This window comes from Enterobacter cloacae complex sp. IR5412, assembly GCF_049237385.1.
Lineage (GTDB): Bacteria > Pseudomonadota > Gammaproteobacteria > Enterobacterales > Enterobacteriaceae > Enterobacter > Enterobacter intestinihominis.
In genome coordinates, this window is the sequence record NZ_JBMKHQ010000008.1 from 75,206 (window position 1) to 93,661 (window position 18,456).

At 57.4% G+C, this 18,456-nt stretch carries 12 protein-coding genes; 3 read left to right on the forward strand and 9 right to left on the reverse strand.

The window, feature by feature from the left end; translation table 11 throughout:
• The first annotated feature begins 271 nt into the window (after window positions 1–271).
• Window positions 272–2,977: an HTH-type transcriptional regulator MalT gene (malT, locus tag ACOTX2_RS15500; RefSeq protein ID WP_022649640.1), complete on the forward strand. Its 2,706-nt coding sequence runs from the start codon at window positions 272–274 to the stop codon at window positions 2,975–2,977.
• Between the two features lie 97 nt (window positions 2,978–3,074).
• Here the strand turns inward: malT and ACOTX2_RS15505 are convergent, their stop codons facing one another.
• Genes ACOTX2_RS15505 through glpE form a run of 3 tightly spaced genes read right to left on the reverse strand, consistent with a single transcriptional unit; the run spans window position 3,075 to window position 5,060 of the window.
• Complete coding sequence (locus tag ACOTX2_RS15505) at window positions 3,075–3,833, reverse strand: DeoR/GlpR family transcriptional regulator (RefSeq protein ID WP_022649641.1); 759 nt, start codon at window positions 3,831–3,833, stop codon at window positions 3,075–3,077.
• 16 nt (window positions 3,834–3,849) lie between these two features.
• Window positions 3,850–4,680, reverse strand: a complete 831-nt coding sequence (gene glpG / locus ACOTX2_RS15510) for a rhomboid family intramembrane serine protease GlpG (RefSeq protein ID WP_022649642.1) — start codon at window positions 4,678–4,680, stop codon at window positions 3,850–3,852.
• A 47-nt stretch (window positions 4,681–4,727) separates the two neighbouring features.
• Complete coding sequence (gene glpE, locus ACOTX2_RS15515; RefSeq protein WP_022649643.1) at window positions 4,728–5,060, reverse strand: thiosulfate sulfurtransferase GlpE; 333 nt, start codon at window positions 5,058–5,060, stop codon at window positions 4,728–4,730.
• Window positions 5,061–5,310: 250 nt separating this feature from the next.
• Here glpE and glpD point away from each other — a divergent pair, with 250 nt between their 5' ends.
• On the forward strand, window positions 5,311–6,819 hold the full coding sequence (glpD, locus tag ACOTX2_RS15520; protein ID WP_023298790.1) for a glycerol-3-phosphate dehydrogenase: 1,509 nt from the start codon (window positions 5,311–5,313) through the stop codon (window positions 6,817–6,819).
• 91 nt (window positions 6,820–6,910) lie between these two features.
• Here glpD and glgP read toward each other — a convergent pair whose 3' ends face one another.
• From glgP to asd, 6 genes are all read right to left on the reverse strand, one after another.
• Window positions 6,911–9,358 (reverse strand): glycogen phosphorylase, encoded by a 2,448-nt coding sequence (gene glgP, locus ACOTX2_RS15525; RefSeq protein WP_023307123.1) that lies wholly within the window; start codon window positions 9,356–9,358, stop codon window positions 6,911–6,913.
• A gap of 18 nt (window positions 9,359–9,376) precedes the next feature.
• Window positions 9,377–10,810 (reverse strand): glycogen synthase GlgA, encoded by a 1,434-nt coding sequence (glgA, locus tag ACOTX2_RS15530; RefSeq protein ID WP_022649646.1) that lies wholly within the window; start codon window positions 10,808–10,810, stop codon window positions 9,377–9,379.
• Window positions 10,810–12,105 (reverse strand): glucose-1-phosphate adenylyltransferase, encoded by a 1,296-nt coding sequence (gene glgC, locus ACOTX2_RS15535; protein ID WP_003861582.1) that lies wholly within the window; start codon window positions 12,103–12,105, stop codon window positions 10,810–10,812. Before glgC ends, glgA begins: the two co-directional genes overlap by 1 nt.
• Window positions 12,106–12,122: 17 nt before the next feature.
• On the reverse strand, window positions 12,123–14,096 hold the full coding sequence (glgX, locus tag ACOTX2_RS15540) for a glycogen debranching protein GlgX (RefSeq protein ID WP_063148123.1): 1,974 nt from the start codon (window positions 14,094–14,096) through the stop codon (window positions 12,123–12,125).
• Window positions 14,093–16,279 carry a 1,4-alpha-glucan branching enzyme gene (glgB, locus tag ACOTX2_RS15545; RefSeq protein WP_023298793.1) on the reverse strand — a complete coding sequence of 729 codons (2,187 nt, stop codon included), beginning with the start codon at window positions 16,277–16,279 and terminating at the stop codon, window positions 14,093–14,095. The genes glgX and glgB overlap by 4 nt, the downstream gene beginning before the upstream one ends.
• A 239-nt stretch (window positions 16,280–16,518) precedes the next feature.
• Complete coding sequence (gene asd / locus ACOTX2_RS15550; RefSeq protein ID WP_022649649.1) at window positions 16,519–17,622, reverse strand: aspartate-semialdehyde dehydrogenase; 1,104 nt, start codon at window positions 17,620–17,622, stop codon at window positions 16,519–16,521.
• Between the two features lie 178 nt (window positions 17,623–17,800).
• Between asd and ACOTX2_RS15555 the strand changes: the two genes are divergently transcribed.
• Window positions 17,801–18,394 (forward strand): YhgN family NAAT transporter, encoded by a 594-nt coding sequence (locus ACOTX2_RS15555; RefSeq protein WP_119916334.1) that lies wholly within the window; start codon window positions 17,801–17,803, stop codon window positions 18,392–18,394.
• The last annotated feature ends 62 nt before the right edge of the window (window positions 18,395–18,456 follow it).

An 18,456-nucleotide genomic window follows, 5' to 3' on the forward strand; every position in this document is an offset into this window, starting at 1 on the left:
CAAAGTTAATTAACTTCACCGTCATTATCTCTTTCTGAAACCAGTTTCAGCGCAACCGCGCGCCATGCAGACAAGCCAGTAACAGCGCGGCATCCAGCCATTTATGAAAAGTTCCACCAATGATGAGAATGTTTTGTGACAGAGTGCAAATTCAGAGCCTCCAAACCCAGACATAACTTGCAATAGTTCCTCTATTGGCCGAACTTATAGATATTAATTACGAAGCGCAAAAAAAATAAATTCTCTCGTTCCCCACAGTGAAGTGAAAACTATGTTGATTCCGTCCAAATTAAGTCGCCCGGTTCGTCTTGACCATACTGTGGTCCGCGAGCGCCTGCTGGCTAAACTTTCCGGTGCGCATAATTTCCGACTGGCGCTGGTTACGAGTCCTGCGGGTTATGGAAAAACAACGCTCATTTCGCAATGGGCGGCAGGTAAAAGCGATCTTGGCTGGTACTCCCTGGATGAAGGTGATAACCAGCAGGAGCGTTTTGCCAGCTATTTAATTGCCGCGATTCAGCAGGCAACCAACGGACACTGCGTCACCAGCGAGGTGATGGTGCAAAAGCGCCAGTACGCCAGCCTGTCCTCTCTGTTCTCCCAGCTGTTTATCGAACTGGCCGAATGGCATCGCCCGCTGTATGTGGTGATTGATGATTATCATCTGATCACCAACCCGGTTATTCACGAGTCCATGCGGTTCTTCCTGCGCCATCAGCCGGAAAACCTGACGCTGGTCGTCCTGTCGCGCAACCTTCCGCAGCTGGGCATTGCCAACCTGCGGGTGCGCGATCAGCTGCTGGAAATCGGCAGTCAGCAGCTGGCCTTTACCCATCAGGAAGCGAAACAGTTCTTTGACTGCCGTCTGACTTCTCCGATTGAGGCGTCGGAAAGCAGCCGCCTGTGTGATGACGTTGCAGGCTGGGCCACGGCGCTTCAGCTGATTGCCCTTTCCGCGCGGCAAAACAATAGCCCAACGCACCAGTCCGCGCGCCGCCTGGCGGGCATCAACGCCAGCCACCTGTCGGATTATCTGGTGGATGAGGTACTCAACAGCGTAGACCTCACTACCCGCCATTTCCTGCTGAAAAGCTCCCTGCTACGTTCGATGAACGATGCGCTGATTGTGCGCGTCACCGGTATTGAAAACGGGCAGCTTCAGCTCGAAGAGATTGAACGTCAGGGTTTGTTCCTGACGCGAATGGACGATCCCGGCGAATGGTTTAGCTACCATCCGCTGTTTGGCAGCTTCCTGCGCCAGCGTTGCCAGTGGGAGATGGCCGCAGAGCTGCCAGAAATTCACCGCGCCGCCGCCGAAAGCTGGATGGCGCAAGGTTTCCCGAGCGAGGCTATCCACCATGCGCTGGCCGCCGGAGATGCCGGTATGCTGCGCGATATTCTGCTCAACCACGCGTGGGGACTGTTCAACCACAGCGAACTGACGCTGCTGGAAGAGTCGTTAAAAGCGCTGCCGTGGGAGAGCCTGCTGGAGAATCCGCGTCTGGTGCTGCTCCAGGCCTGGCTGATGCAGAGCCAGCATCGCTACAGCGAAGTGAACACCCTGCTGGCGCGCGCCGAGCAGGAGATGGAAAGCGAGATGGATGCCACCCTGCACGGCGAATTTAACGCCCTGCGTGCGCAGGTGGCGATTAACGACGGCGACCCGGAAGAAGCCGAACGGCTGGCGATGGTCGCGCTGGATGAGCTGCCGCTGGCGAATTTCTACAGCCGTATTGTGGCCACCTCGGTACACGGCGAAGTGCTGCACTGTAAGGGCGACCTCACGCGTTCGCTTTCGCTCATGCAGCAAACCGAACAGATGGCCCGCCGCCACGATGTCTGGCACTACGCACTGTGGAGCCTGATCCAGCAAAGCGAGATTTTATTTGCTCAGGGGTTCCTGCAGGCCGCCTGGGAAAACCAGGAGAAAGCGTTCCAGCTGATCCGTGAACAGCATCTGGAACAGCTGCCGATGCACGAGTTCCTGTTGCGTATTCGCGCTCAGCTGCTCTGGGCATGGTCGCGTCTGGATGAAGCAGAAAGCTGCGCCCGCCAGGGCCTGAATGTGCTTTCGAGCTTCCAGCCGCAGCAGCAACTCCAGTGCCTGGCCCTGCTGGTGCAGTGCTCGCTGGCACGCGGCGACCTGGATAATGCCCGCAACCACCTTAACCGCCTGGAAAACCTGCTCGGCAACGGGCAGTACCATAGCGACTGGGTCTCCAACGCCGATAAGGTCCGGGTGATTTACTGGCAGATGACCGGCGATAAAAAGTCCGCCGCCAACTGGCTGCGTCACACGCCTAAACCAGAATTTGCCAATAACCACTTCCTGCAAAGCCAGTGGCGCAATATTGCCCGCGTGCAGATCCTGCTGGGTGACTTTGAGCCTGCCGAGATTGTGCTGGAAGAGTTAAACGAAAACGCCCGCAGCCTGCGCCTGATGAGCGATTTAAACCGCAACCTGCTGCTGTTAAACCAGCTTTACTGGCAGGCGGGCCGCAAAAACGATGCCCAGCGCGTACTGCTGGAAGCGTTACAGCTGGCGAACCGCACCGGGTTTATCAGCCACTTTGTGATTGAGGGTGAAGTGATGGCCCAGCAGTTGCGCCAGCTGATTCAGCTCAACACGCTGCCGGAACTCGATCAGCATCGCGCCCAGCGCATTCTGCGCGAGATCAACCAGCACCATCGCCACAAGTTTGCGCACTTCGATGAGAACTTTGTTGAACGTCTGCTGAACCATCCGGAAGTACCGGAGCTTATCCGCACCAGCCCGCTCACACAGCGTGAATGGCAGGTGCTGGGGCTGATCTATTCAGGCTACAGCAACGAGCAGATAGCCGGTGAGCTGGCGGTGGCGGCAACCACCATCAAAACGCACATTCGCAATCTGTATCAGAAGCTGGGCGTGGCGCACCGTCAGGACGCGGTGCAGCATGCGCAGCAGTTGTTGAAGATGATGGGGTACGGAGTTTAGTTTTGTGCGGCCTGATGCCCTCACCCCGGCCCTCTCCCACAGGGAGAGGGAGAACAATTTGTAGGTCGGGTAAGCGCAGCGCCACCCGACACAACCGCTAGCACAACTCCAGCTGCAAATTGTTATCCTTAATCACCTGCAACACGCCCGCCGGCGGCATCTCGTCGGTGTAGACCGCATTCACCATGCTAATGCTGCCCATGTTGACCATCGCATTGCGGCCAAATTTCGAGTGATCCACCACCAGCATCACGTGGCGTGAGTTCTCAATAATCGCGCGCTTGGTGCGCACCTCGTGGTAATCAAACTCCAGCAGCGAGCCGTCGGTGTCGATGCCGCTGATCCCCAGAATGCCGAAATCGAGGCGAAACTGAGAGATAAAATCGAGCGTCGCTTCGCCGATAATGCCCCCGTCGCGGCTGCGCAGTTCGCCGCCCGCGAGGATGATGCGAAAATCGTCTTTCTGCATCAACGTGTTAGCCACGTTCAGGTTGTTGGTCACCACGCGGAGGTTCTCGTGATTCAGCAGCGCATGGGCGACCGCTTCCGGCGTGGTGCCGATATCAATAAACAGCGTCGCGCCGTTCGGGATCTGGCTCGCCACTTTACGGGCGATACGCTCTTTCTCTGCCGTTTGCGTCGCCTTACGGTCATGCCATGAGGTGTTCACCGAGCTGGACGGCAGCGCCGCGCCGCCGTGATGGCGCAGAATACGGTTCTGATCGGCCAGGTCGTTGAGGTCACGACGGATGGTTTGCGGGCTGACGGCAAACTGCTCCACCAGCTCTTCAGTACTGACGTATCCCTGTTTTTTTACCAGTTCGATAATGGCGTCATGACGTTGTGTTTGTTTCATGAAATATCCCTGGGAATTATGTTCGTTTTCGCGCATGGAGCGTATCGGCCAGCGCCATCGCCAGCCCGACCGCCAGGCCGGTAACGTGCGCACCATTGGCGATAGACATACCAAACAGATCAAACCATCCGGCAATAAGCCATATTAACGCAAAGGTTATTAATCCACGTTGTAAATAGATGCCGCTTTCCGGGTCGCGCTCGCCTCTGAGCCAGGCGTAACCCATCAGGGCGTACACCACGCCGGATAACCCGCCAAACCACGGACCGCTGAATTTATGCTGCACATAGCCGCTTAACAGGGCGCTGATAAGGGTGATCACAATCAGCTTGCCGCTGCCGAGCCGCTTCTCCACTGCTCCGCCGAGATACCACCACCACAGCAGGTTAAAGAGGATATGCATCACCGAGAAGTGCATCAGCGCATGCGTGAAGTAGCGCCAGACGTCAAATTGCAGGGAGGGATCGTACGGCCATGCGAGGGCAATCATCACGCTCTGGTCGCCCACCACGCTCATAATAATGAAGACGATGATGCAGGCTGCCATCAAAAGCAGCGTAAACGGTCCTGCGCGCTCGCGGAGGGTGGCGAGAAACGGAAAACGTTGATAGTGCAGGCCACTGTCGGTCTGGCCGGATTGCCAGCTTGCTGCCAGATAACGCGGGTCGCCCGGGTTTTCCAGGAAACGCGCCAGCTCGGCGTTCACGCGCCCAGCCTGGCTTTCGTCTGCCAGCCAGACATCCGTCTGTGTATGCTGCTGAATAGTCAGGATAATGCCCTGCGTCGCCATATAGTCGACAAACGCCTGGGCGACGCGCGGGTTGCTAAAAGAGGTGATCATCAACATGGGCAGCGGTCGCTTATTTCCACACAAAAGGGGACAGTATAGCGGGATCAGCGCTCAAACGCGTATTCAACTTCTGCCGGGAAATGACGATGCCATGCATCGAAGCCGCCATCGACGCTGTATACCGCGTCGTAACCCTGCTGGAGCAGATACTGCGCCGCGCCTTTACTGCTGTTGCCGTGATAGCACATCACCATCACCGGCGTGTCGAAGTCGTTATCGCGCATAAACGCGCCCAGCGTGTCGTTGGTGAGATGGAACGCGCCCGGCGTGTGGCCCATCGCAAAGCTCTGCGGATCGCGGATATCCACCAGCACCGCGGTTTTCTGGTGCATCTTCTGATGGGCTTCTTCTACGTTAATACATTCAAACTGATCCATGGTGTTCTCTTTCTGTTGTTCTGGTTGGGTGCGCTCTGGTGCCCTCACCCCAGCCCTCTCCCACAGGGAGAGGGAGAAAAGTTAGTCGCACGATTTTACCCCGTAGTGTACGTCCTGGCGGCGGGTAAACGCCATTATGTTATCCATATCACTCTAAATTGTTTTTTTGATGTTACCAAAAGCGCGTTCCTTTGCTATTATGAGCGATATCGAACATTTTTGAGCTTTAACGAAAGTGCATGAGGGTGTTATGGAAACCAAAGATCTGATTGTGATAGGCGGGGGCATCAACGGTGCCGGTATTGCGGTTGATGCCGCAGGACGCGGTTTATCCGTGCTGATGCTGGAAGCTAACGATCTCGCCTGCGCGACGTCGTCCGCCAGCTCCAAGCTGATCCATGGAGGCCTGCGCTACCTGGAACACTACGAATTCCGCCTGGTCAGCGAAGCGCTGGCCGAACGCGAAGTGCTGCTGAAAATGGCTCCGCATCTGGCGATCCCGATGCGCTTCCGCCTGCCTCACCGCCCGCACCTGCGTCCGGCGTGGATGATCCGCATCGGCCTGTTCATGTACGATCATCTGGGTAAACGCACCAGCCTGCCGGGTTCGACCGGTTTGCGTTTTGGCTCAGAATCGGTCCTTAAGCCTGAAATCGTGCGCGGTTTCGAATATTCTGACTGCTGGGTGGACGATGCGCGTCTGGTGCTGGCTAACGCGCAGATGGTCGAGAAGAAAGGCGGCGAGGTGAAAACCCGTACCCGCGCGACCGCCGCGCGCCGCGAAAACGGCCTGTGGATTGTGGAAGCGGAAGACGTAGATACCGGTGAGAAGTTTAGCTGGAAAGCGCGCGGCCTGGTGAACGCCACCGGCCCGTGGGTGAAACAGTTCTTCGATGACGGTATGCACCTGCCTTCTCCGTACGGCATCCGCCTGATCAAGGGCAGCCACATTGTGGTGCCGCGCGTGCATACCCAGAAGCAGGCTTATATCCTGCAAAACGAAGACAAGCGCATCGTGTTTGTGATCCCGTGGATGGACGAGTTCTCCATCATCGGCACCACTGACGTGGAGTACAAGGGCGATCCGAAAAACGTTGAGATTGAAGAGAGCGAAGTCAGCTACCTGCTGAAAGTGTACAACGCACACTTTAAAAAACAGCTGGCGCGCGATGACGTGGTCTGGACCTACTCCGGCGTGCGTCCGCTGTGTGATGACGAGTCTGACTCACCGCAGGCCATCACCCGTGACTATACGCTTGATATTCATGACGTGGACGGTCAGGCGCCGCTGCTGTCGGTGTTTGGCGGTAAGCTCACCACCTACCGTAAACTGGCGGAGCACGCGCTGGAGAAACTGGCGCCGTATTACAAAGGCATCGGCCCGGCGTGGACGAAAGGCGCCGTGCTGCCTGGCGGCGATATCGGCAATAACCGCGACGATTACGCCGCGAAGCTGCGTCGCCGCTTCCCGTTCATTACCGAAGGAATGGCGCGCCACTACGCCCGCACCTACGGCAGCAATACCGAACTGTTCCTCGGCGACGCAAAAGAGATTGCCGATCTGGGCGAGCATTTTGGCCATGAGCTGTACGAAGCGGAACTGCGCTACCTGGTGGAACACGAATGGGTGCGCCGTCTGGACGATGCCATCTGGCGTCGTACTAAAGAAGGGATGTGGCTGAATGCCGAGCAGCAGTCTCGCGTGGCGCAATGGTTGCAACAGCATGCGGGAAAGCGTGAATTGTCACTGGCGTCCTGAGGGTGACAAAAAATGCCCGGTGGCGCTGCGCTTACCGGGCCTACAGGATCGAGTAGGCCGGGTAAGGCGGAGCCGCCACCCGGCTTTGTTTTTACAACCGCACCGGATCAATATGCCAGATATTCTCGGCATACTCTTTGATGGTCCTGTCTGACGAGAAGTATCCCATGTTGGCGATGTTATGCATCGCGGCGCTGGTCCACTTCTCCTGCTGACGGTACAGTTCGTCCACCTTATCCTGACAATCCACGTAGCTGCGGTAATCCGCCAGCACCTGATAGTGATCGCCAAAGTTAATCAGCGAGTCCACCAGGTCACGATAGCGCCCAGGCTCCTCAGGGTTAAACACCCCGGTGGCGATTTGCGTCAGCACCTGGCGTAACTCTTCATCCTCTTCATAATACTCACGCGGCGAGTAGCCCTGCTTGCGAAGCGCCTCTACCTCTTCCGCCGTATTCCCGAAGATAAAGATATTCTCCGCGCCCACATGCTCCAGCATTTCGACATTTGCGCCGTCCAGCGTGCCGATGGTCAGCGCGCCGTTCAGGGCAAACTTCATGTTGCTGGTGCCGGATGCTTCCGTCCCCGCCGTGGAAATCTGCTCTGAGAGATCCGCCGCCGGAATAATCAGCTGCGCCAGGCTTACGCTGTAGTTCGGGATAAACACCACTTTCAGCTTGTCGCCAATGTCCGGATCCTGGTTCACTACCTTCGCCACATCGTTGATAAGATGAATGATGTGCTTCGCCATGTAGTACGCGGAGGCCGCCTTACCGGCAAAGATTTTCACGCGCGGCACCCACTCCGCTGTCGGGTCAGCCTTAATGCGGTTGTAGTGAGTGATGACGTGCAGGACGTTCATCAGCTGACGCTTGTACTCGTGGATACGTTTGATCTGCACGTCGAACAGCGCTTTCGGGTTCGCCACCACGTTGAGATGCATCGCCAGCCAGACTGACAGCCGTTTCTTGTTCAGCAGCTTGGCTTCCCGTACGGCTTTGTTCACCGTCGGAAAATCAATGTGTTGCTCAAGCTCGCTCAGCTGGCTCAAATCGGTGCGCCAGGTGCGGCCGATATTTTCGTCCAGCACGTCAGACAGCGGCTGGTTCGCCAGCGCCAGCCAGCGGCGCGGGGTGACGCCGTTGGTCACGTTGCAGAAACGCGTCGGGAAGATCTTCGCAAAGTCTGCAAACAGCGACTGCACCATCAGGTTCGAATGCAGCTCTGAAACCCCGTTAACCTTATGGCTGATCACCACCGCCAGCCAGGCCATGCGTACGCGGCGACCATTGGATTCATCAATGATCGAGGCGCGGCTCAGCAGGCCGGTATCGTTCGGGTACTGCTCCTGCAAGGTCTTGAGGAAGTAGTCGTTGATCTCGAAGATGATTTGCAGGTGGCGCGGCAGAATTTTGCCGAGCATATCCACCGGCCACGTCTCCAGCGCTTCACTCATCAGCGTATGGTTGGTGTACGAGAACACCTGGCAGGTCACTTCAAACGCGTCATCCCAGCTGAACTTATGCTCGTCAATCAGCAGGCGCATCAGCTCAGGGATCGACAGCACCGGATGGGTATCGTTGAGGTGAATAGCGGTTTTTTCCGCCAGATTCGCATAGGTTTTGTGCAGCTGATAGTGACGGCTAAGGATATCCTGAATCGTTGCCGAGACGAGGAAATACTCCTGACGCAGGCGCAGCTCGCGGCCCGAGTAGGTCGAGTCATCCGGATACAGGACGCGGGACACGTTCTCAGAGTGGTTTTTATCTTCCACCGCCGCGAAGTAGTCACCCTGATTGAATTTACCGAGGTTGATCTCGCTACTGGCCTGCGCGTTCCACAGGCGCAGCGTGTTGGTCGCATCGGTGTCGTAGCCGGGGATAATCTGGTCATAGGCCACGGCGAGGATCTCTTCGGTTTCCACCCAGCGGGATTTTTTCCCTTCCTGCTGAATACGCCCGCCAAAACGCACCTTGTAGCGCGTGTTGTGGCGCTTGAACTCCCACGGGTTACCGTACTCCAGCCAGTAGTCCGGCGACTCTTTCTGACGCCCATCAACGATGTTCTGCTTGAACATGCCGTAGTCGTAGCGAATACCGTACCCGCGTCCCGGCAGCGCCAGCGTCGCCAGTGAATCGAGGAAGCAGGCGGCAAGACGCCCGAGACCACCGTTACCCAGCCCCGGGTCGTTCTCTTCGTCAATCAGCTCTTCTAAGTCCAGCCCCATCTCTTCCAGTGCGTTTTTGACGTCGTCATAAATCCCGAGCGATAACAGCGCATTGGAGAGGGTGCGACCAATCAAAAACTCCATCGACAGGTAATACACCTGTCGCGTCTCCTGCGAGAGCTGGGCGCGGTTGGAGCGCAGCCAGCGTTCGACCATACGGTCACGCACCGCAAACAGCGTGGCGTTCAGCCACTCATGTTTGTTGGCAATAACGGGATCTTTCCCAATGGTAAACATCAGCTTATAGGCGATGGAGTGTTTCAACGCCTCAACGCTGAGCGTGGGGGAAGAGTAGCTAAATGGAGCATTCATATCAGTAACTTCGCCTCGTTACATCAAGCGTTGATAAAGGTCGCGGTAGGACTGCGCCGCAACGTGCCAGCCAAAGTCCATGGACATCGCCTGACGTTGTACGTAACGCCACAGGGATGGACGGGACCACAAGACGAAAGCACGCCGGATCGCCCGAAGTAGCGACCAGGCATTACTGTCCTCGAAAACAAACCCGCTGGCGATACCATCCGCCAGGTTTTCCAGGGAGCTGTCAGACACCGTATCCGCCAGCCCGCCCGTGCGGCGTACCAGCGGCAGCGTGCCGTATTTCAGACCATAGAGCTGCGTCAGGCCGCAGGGCTCGAAACGGCTCGGCACCAGAATCACGTCTGCGCCGCCCATGATGCGGTGCGAGAACGCTTCGTGATAGCCAATCTGCACGCCCACCTGCCCCGGATGTTCCGCCGCGGCCGCGAGGAAACCTTCCTGCAATACCGGGTCGCCCGCGCCGAGCAGCGCCAGCTGCCCACCCTGCTCCAGTAATCCCGGCAGCGCTTCCAGCACCAGATCCAGCCCTTTCTGGCTGGTCAGGCGGCTGACCACCGCAAACAGCGGTACCTTGTCGTTGACCTTCAGCCCCATCGCAATCTGTAGCTGACGCTTGTTCTCCGCTTTGTCCTCCACGGAGTCGCGACCATAGCGCGCTGCCAGCAGGAGGTCCGTTTCCGGATTCCAGATCTGTTCATCCACGCCGTTCAGAATGCCCGACAGACGACCTTCACGGTGGCGCTGTTGCAGTAGCCCTTCCATACCGTAACCGAACTCCGGCTGGGTAATTTCCCGCGCGTAGGTTGGGCTGACCGCCGTGATGTGGTCGGCGTAGTACAGACCGGCCTTCAGGAACGAAATCTGTCCGTTAAACTCCAGTCCGTGCATGTTAAAGAACGACCATGGCAGATCGATGTCATTCATATGATGCGCGTAATACATGCCCTGATACGCCAGGTTGTGCACCGTAAACACCGATTTCGCCGGGTGTCCTTTCGCCGCCAGATATGCAGGAGCCAGCCCCGCATGCCAGTCGTGCGCGTGCACCACGTTCGGACGCCAGAACGGATCCAGCCCGACGGCCATCTCCGCCCCCACCCAGCCGAGCAGGGCAAAGCGCAGCACGTTATCGGTATAGGCGTACAGGTTGGTATCGTGATACGGGCTGCCGGGTCGGTCGTATAAATGCGGCGCATCAATCAGGTAAATCCCTACGCCATTGTAATGTCCAAACAGCAGGGTGATACGTCCCGCGAAGGTCTCGCGGCGGGTAACAACCTTCGCATCGGGAATACCACGCCGGATATCCGGAAAAGCGGGTAACAACACGCGGGTATCCACCCCTCCGGCAATTTGCGCCGCCGGTAATGCACCAAGAACATCCGCCAGTCCGCCCGTTTTTAACAACGGGAACATCTCAGAACATACGTGTAAAACCTGCATCATCGCTCCTGTTTGATTTGCAGCTTCCGCAACATTTCCCGTGTTACTAACACGATCCCCTCTTCCGATCGGTAGAAACGACGTGCATCTTCTTCCGCGTTTTCCCCAATCACCATCCCTTCGGGAATGACGCAGGCACGGTCGATAACGCAGCGACGCAGACGACATGAGCGCCCTACCCAGACATCCGGCAGCAGGACTGCCGAATCGATATTACAGAATGAGTTTATACGCACGCGCGGGAACAGCACGGACTGCACCACCACCGAACCGGAGATAATGCACCCGCCAGAGACCAGCGAGTTCAGCGTCATACCGTGGCTGCCGGAGCGATCCTGGACGAACTTCGCCGGCGGCAGCGATTCCATATGGGTGCGAATCGGCCAGTTCTGGTCGTACATATCCAGTTCAGGCGTCACAGATGCCAAATCGAGGTTGGCTTTCCAGTAGGCTTCCAGCGTGCCGACGTCGCGCCAGTAAGGTTCCGCATTTGGATCGGACTGCACGCAGGACAATGGGAAAGGATGTGCATACGCCATGCCAGCTTTGGTAATTTTCGGGATGATGTCTTTACCGAAGTCGTGGCTGGAGTTTTCGTCTTTGTCGTCTTCTTCCAGCAGCTCATAAAGATAATCGGCATCAAAGACATAGATCCCCATGCTGGCGAGCGATTTGGTGTCGTCTCCCGGCATGGTTGGCGGATTCGCCGGTTTTTCGACAAAGTCGATAATCTTGTCGTCGCCATCTACATGCATCACGCCAAACGCGGTTGCTTCTGCAACAGGCACCGGCAGACACGCCACGGTGCAGCGCGCACCTTTTTCGACGTGGTCGATCAGCATGTGGGAGTAATCTTGCTTGTAGATGTGGTCCCCGGCGAGGATAACGATGTATTCCGCGTTGTAGCGGCGAATGATGTCGAGGTTCTGGGTCACGGCATCCGCCGTGCCGCGGTACCAGTTCTCCCCGTGAACGCGCTGCTGCGCCGGGAGCAGATCGACAAACTCGTTCATCTCTTCGCTGAAGAATGACCAGCCGCGCTGAATGTGCTGCACCAGCGTGTGCGACTGATACTGGGTAATGACGCCAATACGGCGAATTCCTGAGTTCAGGCAGTTGGACAGTGCAAAATCGATAATACGGAACTTACCACCAAAGTGAACGGCCGGTTTGGCGCGCTTGATGGTCAAATCTTTCAGACGGGTACCACGCCCGCCCGCGAGGATCAGGGCAACTGTTTTTAATGGTAGCTGGCGCGCCAACATTAACGGATCGTTCTTCTCTAATCTAACCATGACTAACTCCTTTTTTATCATCTTTGGAATACGCACACTCCGTGCGCAGGCCCGTGCCAGACAGCCATAACAACCGGATTATCCGCTCCGGCAAAGGGAGGAATGGCTCGCCATTCCCCGTCAGGTAAAACAATCTCTGCGACGTCATCCGTCGCGTTCAGCGTCACCAGCCACGCATCCGAAAGCAGGATTTGCAGACAGGGTATGCCGTGTTGCCACTCTTGCGCGCTTAACGGTTGCGCGTCTTTATTCAGCCAGCGAACGTTGCCGTCGCCCTCTTCCCACCAGCAGTCGGCGGTGAGCGCGGGGATGTGCTGGCGAAGATGGATCAGCGCCGCGGTGAAATGGGTCAACCCGCTGTTCGCTTCTTCCCAGTTGAGCCAGGTCAGGGTGTTGTCCTGGCAATAGGCGTTGTTGTTGCCGTGCTGGCTGTGACCGTGCTCATCGCCCGCCAGCAGCATCGGCGTGCCCTGCGACAACAAAAGCGTCGTCAGCAGCGCATGAACGCTGGCGCGTCGCCGCTCGATCACATCCAGACTTCCGCCTAACCCTTCTATACCATGGTTAAAGCTATGGTTGTTGTTAGTCCCATCGCGATTCTCTTCGCCGTTTGCCTCATTGTGTTTCTGATTGAAACAAACGCAGTCGCGCAGCGTAAAACCGTCGTGCGCCGTCACCAGATTAATGGTGGCCGACGGACGTTTGCCGTCACGCTTAAAGAGATCGCTGGAGCCGGCAAAGCGACCGGCAAACTCCCCCAGCGACAGATCGCGCGTCAGCCAGAAGCGGCGGACGGCATCGCGGAAGTGGTCGTTCCACTCGGCAAACAGCGGCGGGAAGTTCCCCACCTGATAGCCGCCCTCGCCGATGTCCCAGGGCTCCGCAATCAGCTTCACCTTTGAAAGCACCGGACAGTTTTTGATGGCCTCAAACAGCGGCGCCTGCTGGCTGAACGCCGGGGTGCGCCCCATTACCGGCGCCAGGTCGAAACGAAAACCGTCCACGTGGAACGTCTCAACCCAGTATTTCAGGCACGCGTACGCGTAATGCGTAACGGCCGGATCACTGAGGTTGAGGGTGTTACCGCACCCGGTCCAGTTCTCGTAATCGCCGTCGTCCCTGATCCAATAATAGCTACGGTTATCGATTCCGCGCTGTGAGAGCGTCGGGCCATCAAGATCGCTTTCTGCACTGTGGTTCAACACCACGTCCAGAATGACCTCGATACCCGCCGCGTGAAGCGCCTTCACCGCATCGCGAAACTCATCCCGCGCCTTCTCCGGATGCACCGCGTAGCGCGGGTCGAGGGCGAACATCGCCAGCGGGTTGTAGCCCCAATAGTTGCTTAACCCAAGACGCTGCAGCCGCGGCTCGCTGGCAAAATGCGCCACGGGCAACAGCTCCAGGGCGGTGATCCCTAAGTGCTTCAGGTACGCGACCATCGTCGGATGTCCAAGCGCTTTGTAGGTACCGCGCATCTCTTTGGGGATTGACGGATGCAGATACGTCAGCCCTTTGACGTGGGCTTCATAAATAACGGTGTTGCCCCACGGCGTGCGCGGCGGGGCATCGTCTTCCCAGTCGTAGAGATCGTGTACCACCACGCTTTTGGGCGCGACGGGTGCGCTGTCGCGGTGGTCTGGTTCGCCGTAGCCAACGTGGAACAGCGGGTCGTCTTTAAACTCGCCGTCCACGCGGTGCGCACATGGGTCAATCAGCAGCTTCGCCGGGTTAAACCAGTGCCCCTGAGAGGGCTCCCAGGGGCCGTGTACGCGAAAACCGTAGTGCATCCCCGGCCGTCCTCCGGGCAGGTAGCCATGCCAGGTATCCCCCGTGCGCGCCGGTAAATCGTAACGGTGTTCGTTACCTTCCCCGTCAAACACACAGAGTTCCACCCGCTCAGCATGGGCAGAAAAGAGCGTGAAGTTCACCCCCTTTCCGTCAAAACTCGCCCCGAGCGGTTCGGGTTTACCTGCCGAGAGCTGCGTCATTCTCCCTCCCGCACCAGCCAGATTGTGCTCAGCGGCGGCAGCGTCAGGCCAAGGGAGTTCGGACGACCGTGGCTTTCGATGGCGTCGCTCTGTACCAGCCCGCCGTTACCGGCGTTGCTGCCGTGGTAGTGCATGGAGTCGGTGTTAAGGATTTCGCGCCATTTGCCCGGCTGGTTAATGCCGAAGCGGTAGTGTTCGCGCGGTATCGGCGTGAAGTTGCTGGCGACGATGATCTCGTTACCGGCTTTATCACGTCGTACAAAGACAAACACCGAGCGCTCGTGGTCGTCCACCACCAGCCACTCAAAGCCGTACGGATCGAAGTCCAGCTCGTGCAGCGCTTTGTGGTGGCGATAGGTCAGGTTCAGGTCGCGAACCAGACGCTGCACGCCGTGGTGCCAGTTGTCCGCGCCTTCCAGCAGATGCCAGTCAAGGCTGGTGTCGTGGTTCCATTCGCGCCCTTGCGCAAATTCGTTGCCCATAAACAGCAGCTTTTTGCCCGGGAAGGCGAACATCCAGCCGTAATAGGCGCGCAGGTTGGCAAACTTCTGCCACGCGTCCCCCGGCATGCGGTCGAGAACGGATTTCTTGCCGTGTACCACTTCATCGTGCGACAGCGGCAGCATGAAGTTTTCGGTGTAGTTGTAGAGCAGCCCGAAGGTGAGCTTATCGTGGTGATACTGACGATAAACCGGGTCAAGCTTCATGTAGTCGAGCGTGTCGTGCATCCAGCCGAGGTTCCACTTGTACCAGAAGCCCAGGCCGCCCATTGCCGGTGGACGGGAAACGCCCGGGAAGTCGGTTGACTCTTCAGCCATGGTCACGGCGCCTTCCACCTGCTCGCCGATGATGCGGTTGGTGTTGCGCAGAAACTCAATCGCTTCGAGGTTTTCACGCCCGCCATACTCGTTTGGGATCCACTCACCCTCTTTGCGGCTGTAGTCGCGGTAGATCATCGACGCCACCGCATCGACGCGCAGGGCATCAATGCCGAAACGTTCGATCCAGTACAGCGCGTTCCCGACCAGGTAGTTTGACACTTCACGGCGACCGTAGTTGTAGATCAGCGTGTTCCAGTCCTGGTGATAGCCTTCGCGCGGATCGCTGTGCTCGTACAGCTTCGTACCGTCAAACTCTGCCAGCGCAAAATCATCCGACGGGAAGTGGCCCGGCACCCAGTCGAGGATCACGTTCAGTCCGGCGGCGTGCGCGGCATCAATGAAATAGCGGAAGTCATCGCGCGTGCCGAAGCGGCGCGTAGGCGCATATAGCCCGGTCGGCTGATAGCCCCAGCTACCGTCGAACGGGTGTTCGTTGATTGGCAGCAGCTCCAGATGGGTAAAGCCCATCCATTTGGCGTACGGCACCAGCTGGTCCGCCAGCTCGCGATAGCTCAGCCAGAAGTTGTTATCGGTGTGGCGACGCCAGGAGCCGAGATGCACTTCATAGACGGAGATCGGCGCATCAAAGCGGTTGGCCTGCTTGCGCTCCTCGCTCTGGACAACCTTCTCCGGCAGACCGCAAATCAGCGAGGCGGTATTCGGGCGCAGTTCGGCCTCAAAGGCGTACGGGTCGGATTTAATACGCAGCTTGCCGTTGGCATCGATCATCTCGAATTTGTAGAGCTGACCGTTGTGCGCGCCGGGGATAAACAGCTCCCAGATGCCGGTTTCCCGGCGCAGGCGCATGGGGTGACGACGACCGTCCCAGTAGTTGAACTGCCCGACGACGGAGACGCGCTGGGCGTTTGGCGCCCATACGGCAAAGCGCGTGCCGGTGATACCGTCCATGGTATCCGCATGGGCACCCAGCGTTTCGTAGGGGCGTAAATGGGTCCCTTCGGACAGCAGCCAGGCGTCCATCTCTTTTAAGAGCGGGCCGAAGCTATAGGGATCATCAATCAGGTTTTGCTGACCGTGCCAGATAACGGCAAGCTGATAACGAAAAGGATTTTTACGGCGGGGCATGACGCCCGAGAAGAAGCCACGCGAGTCGAGGCATTCCAGATTACCCACCTTGCGGCCGGTTTTGGGTTCGATAACCCACACTTCTGTTGCATCCGGTAACAGCGCCCGAACTTCCAGTCCGGCCTCTGTACGGTGCATCCCTAGCACAGAAAAGGGGTCGGCAAAGTGACCCGCAATAAGCGCATTAATCACGTCTCTCGAAATACGATCGGACATGGTATTCATCCTGTTTTTTTATGTCGCCCTTTTTACGCGCTCCGGGACGACTTTTAATGTGACCTAAACGGTGCAGTTAATCCTCTCTGCTCCGCCCTACCCTCAGGTGAGAAATAAATCTTCCTTAAAGCATAGCCAACGTCGTGGGCCCTCCTGATAAAAAATAAGACATCTGCGTTTTACTCCATGTAGTACGCAAAAAAAGGGGGTGACATTCACCCCCGGTGTTTAACAAATTATTACGCCAGCTGGCGCAGCATGCGGCGCAGCGGCTCGGCGGCACCCCACAGAAGCTGGTCGCCAACGGTGAACGCGGAGAGGTACTCCGGTCCCATGTTCAGCTTGCGCAGGCGGCCAACCGGGGTGGTCAGCGTGCCGGTAACGGCTGCCGGGGTCAGTTCGCGCATGGTGATATCGCGATCGTTTGGCACCACTTTCGCCCACGGGTTGTGCGCGGCCAGCAGCTCTTCCACGGTCGGAATAGACACATCTTTTTTCAGTTTAATGGTGAAAGCCTGGCTGTGGCAGCGCAGCGCGCCGATACGCACGCACAGACCGTCAACCGGAATGGTGTTCGCGGTGGCGAGGATTTTGTTGGTCTCAGCCTGGCCCTTCCACTCTTCGCGGGTCTGGCCGTTATCCAGCTGTTTGTCGATCCATGGGATCAGGCCGCCGGCCAGCGGTACGCCAAAGTTATCCACCGGCAATTCGCCACTGCGGGTGAGCTGAGTGACTTTACGCTCGATATCGAGGATCGCGGACGCCGGGTTTGCCAGCTCGGTCGCGACGCTCTGGTGCAGCTGGCCCATCTGGGTCAGCAGCTCGCGCATATGACGCGCGCCGCCGCCGGACGCCGCCTGGTAGGTCGCTACGGAGACCCACTCCACCAGATCCTGTGCGAACAGGCCGCCGAGGGACATCAGCATCAGGCTGACGGTGCAGTTACCGCCAACAAACGTTTTCACGCCGTTGTTCAGGCCGTCGGTGATGACATCCTGGTTAACCGGGTCGAGAATGATGATGGCATCGTCTTTCATACGCAGCGAAGAGGCCGCGTCAATCCAGTAGCCCTGCCAGCCGCTTTCACGCAGCTTCGGATAAATTTCGTTGGTATAATCGCCGCCCTGGCAGGTCACAATAATGTCGAGTGCCTTCAGCGCTTCCAGATCGTAAGCATCCTGCAACGTGCCTGTGGTACCACCAAAGGACGGTGCAGCCTGGCCGAGCTGGGAAGTGGAGAAGAAGACCGGGCGGATGGCGTCGAAATCGCGCTCTTCAACCATGCGTTGCATGAGTACAGAGCCGACCATACCGCGCCAGCCGATAAAACCAACGTTTTTCATAGCATTTTTTTCCTGCAAGGGGTGTGTGCTGATTGTGCAAGCCAGTATTGAACTGGGATATGCTTCACATTACAAAATGCTGCCAAAGTCGCAAGCGAAATTAATCGATGATTGCCCGGCAATCAGAAAAAGTGCTAATCATCGCAATGACCACAATAAGTATCAGGGATAATTTAAGATGAGTGAAATCATTTCCGCAGCGGTTTTATTGATCCTGATTATGGATCCGCTCGGTAATCTGCCGATCTTCATGTCGGTGCTGAAGCACACCGAGCCGAAGCGCCGTCGGGCGATCATGATCCGCGAGCTGCTCATCGCCCTGCTGGTGATGTTTATCTTCCTGTTCGCCGGTGAAAAAATCCTCGCTTTCCTGAACTTACGCGCCGAAACGGTCTCCATTTCCGGCGGGATCATTTTGTTCCTGATTGCCATAAAGATGATTTTCCCGAGCGCGGAAGGCAGCAGCAGCAGCCTGCCTGCGGGTGAAGAACCGTTTATCGTGCCGCTGGCGATTCCGCTGGTTGCCGGGCCAACGATTCTGGCAACGCTGATGCTGTTGTCGCATCAGTATCCGAATCAGATGAGCCACCTTGTCATTGCCCTGCTGATCGCCTGGGGCGGGACATTTATTATCCTGTTGCAGTCGTCGCTGTTCCTGCGCCTGCTGGGCGAGAAAGGGGTGAACGCCCTTGAGCGCCTGATGGGGCTGATTCTGGTGATGATGGCGACGCAGATGTTCCTGGATGGGATCCGGGCATGGATGAAAGGGTGAAGATGTAAAAAAGCCGGGTGGCGCTTACGCTTACCCGGCCTACGGGACCTGATTTTTTTGTA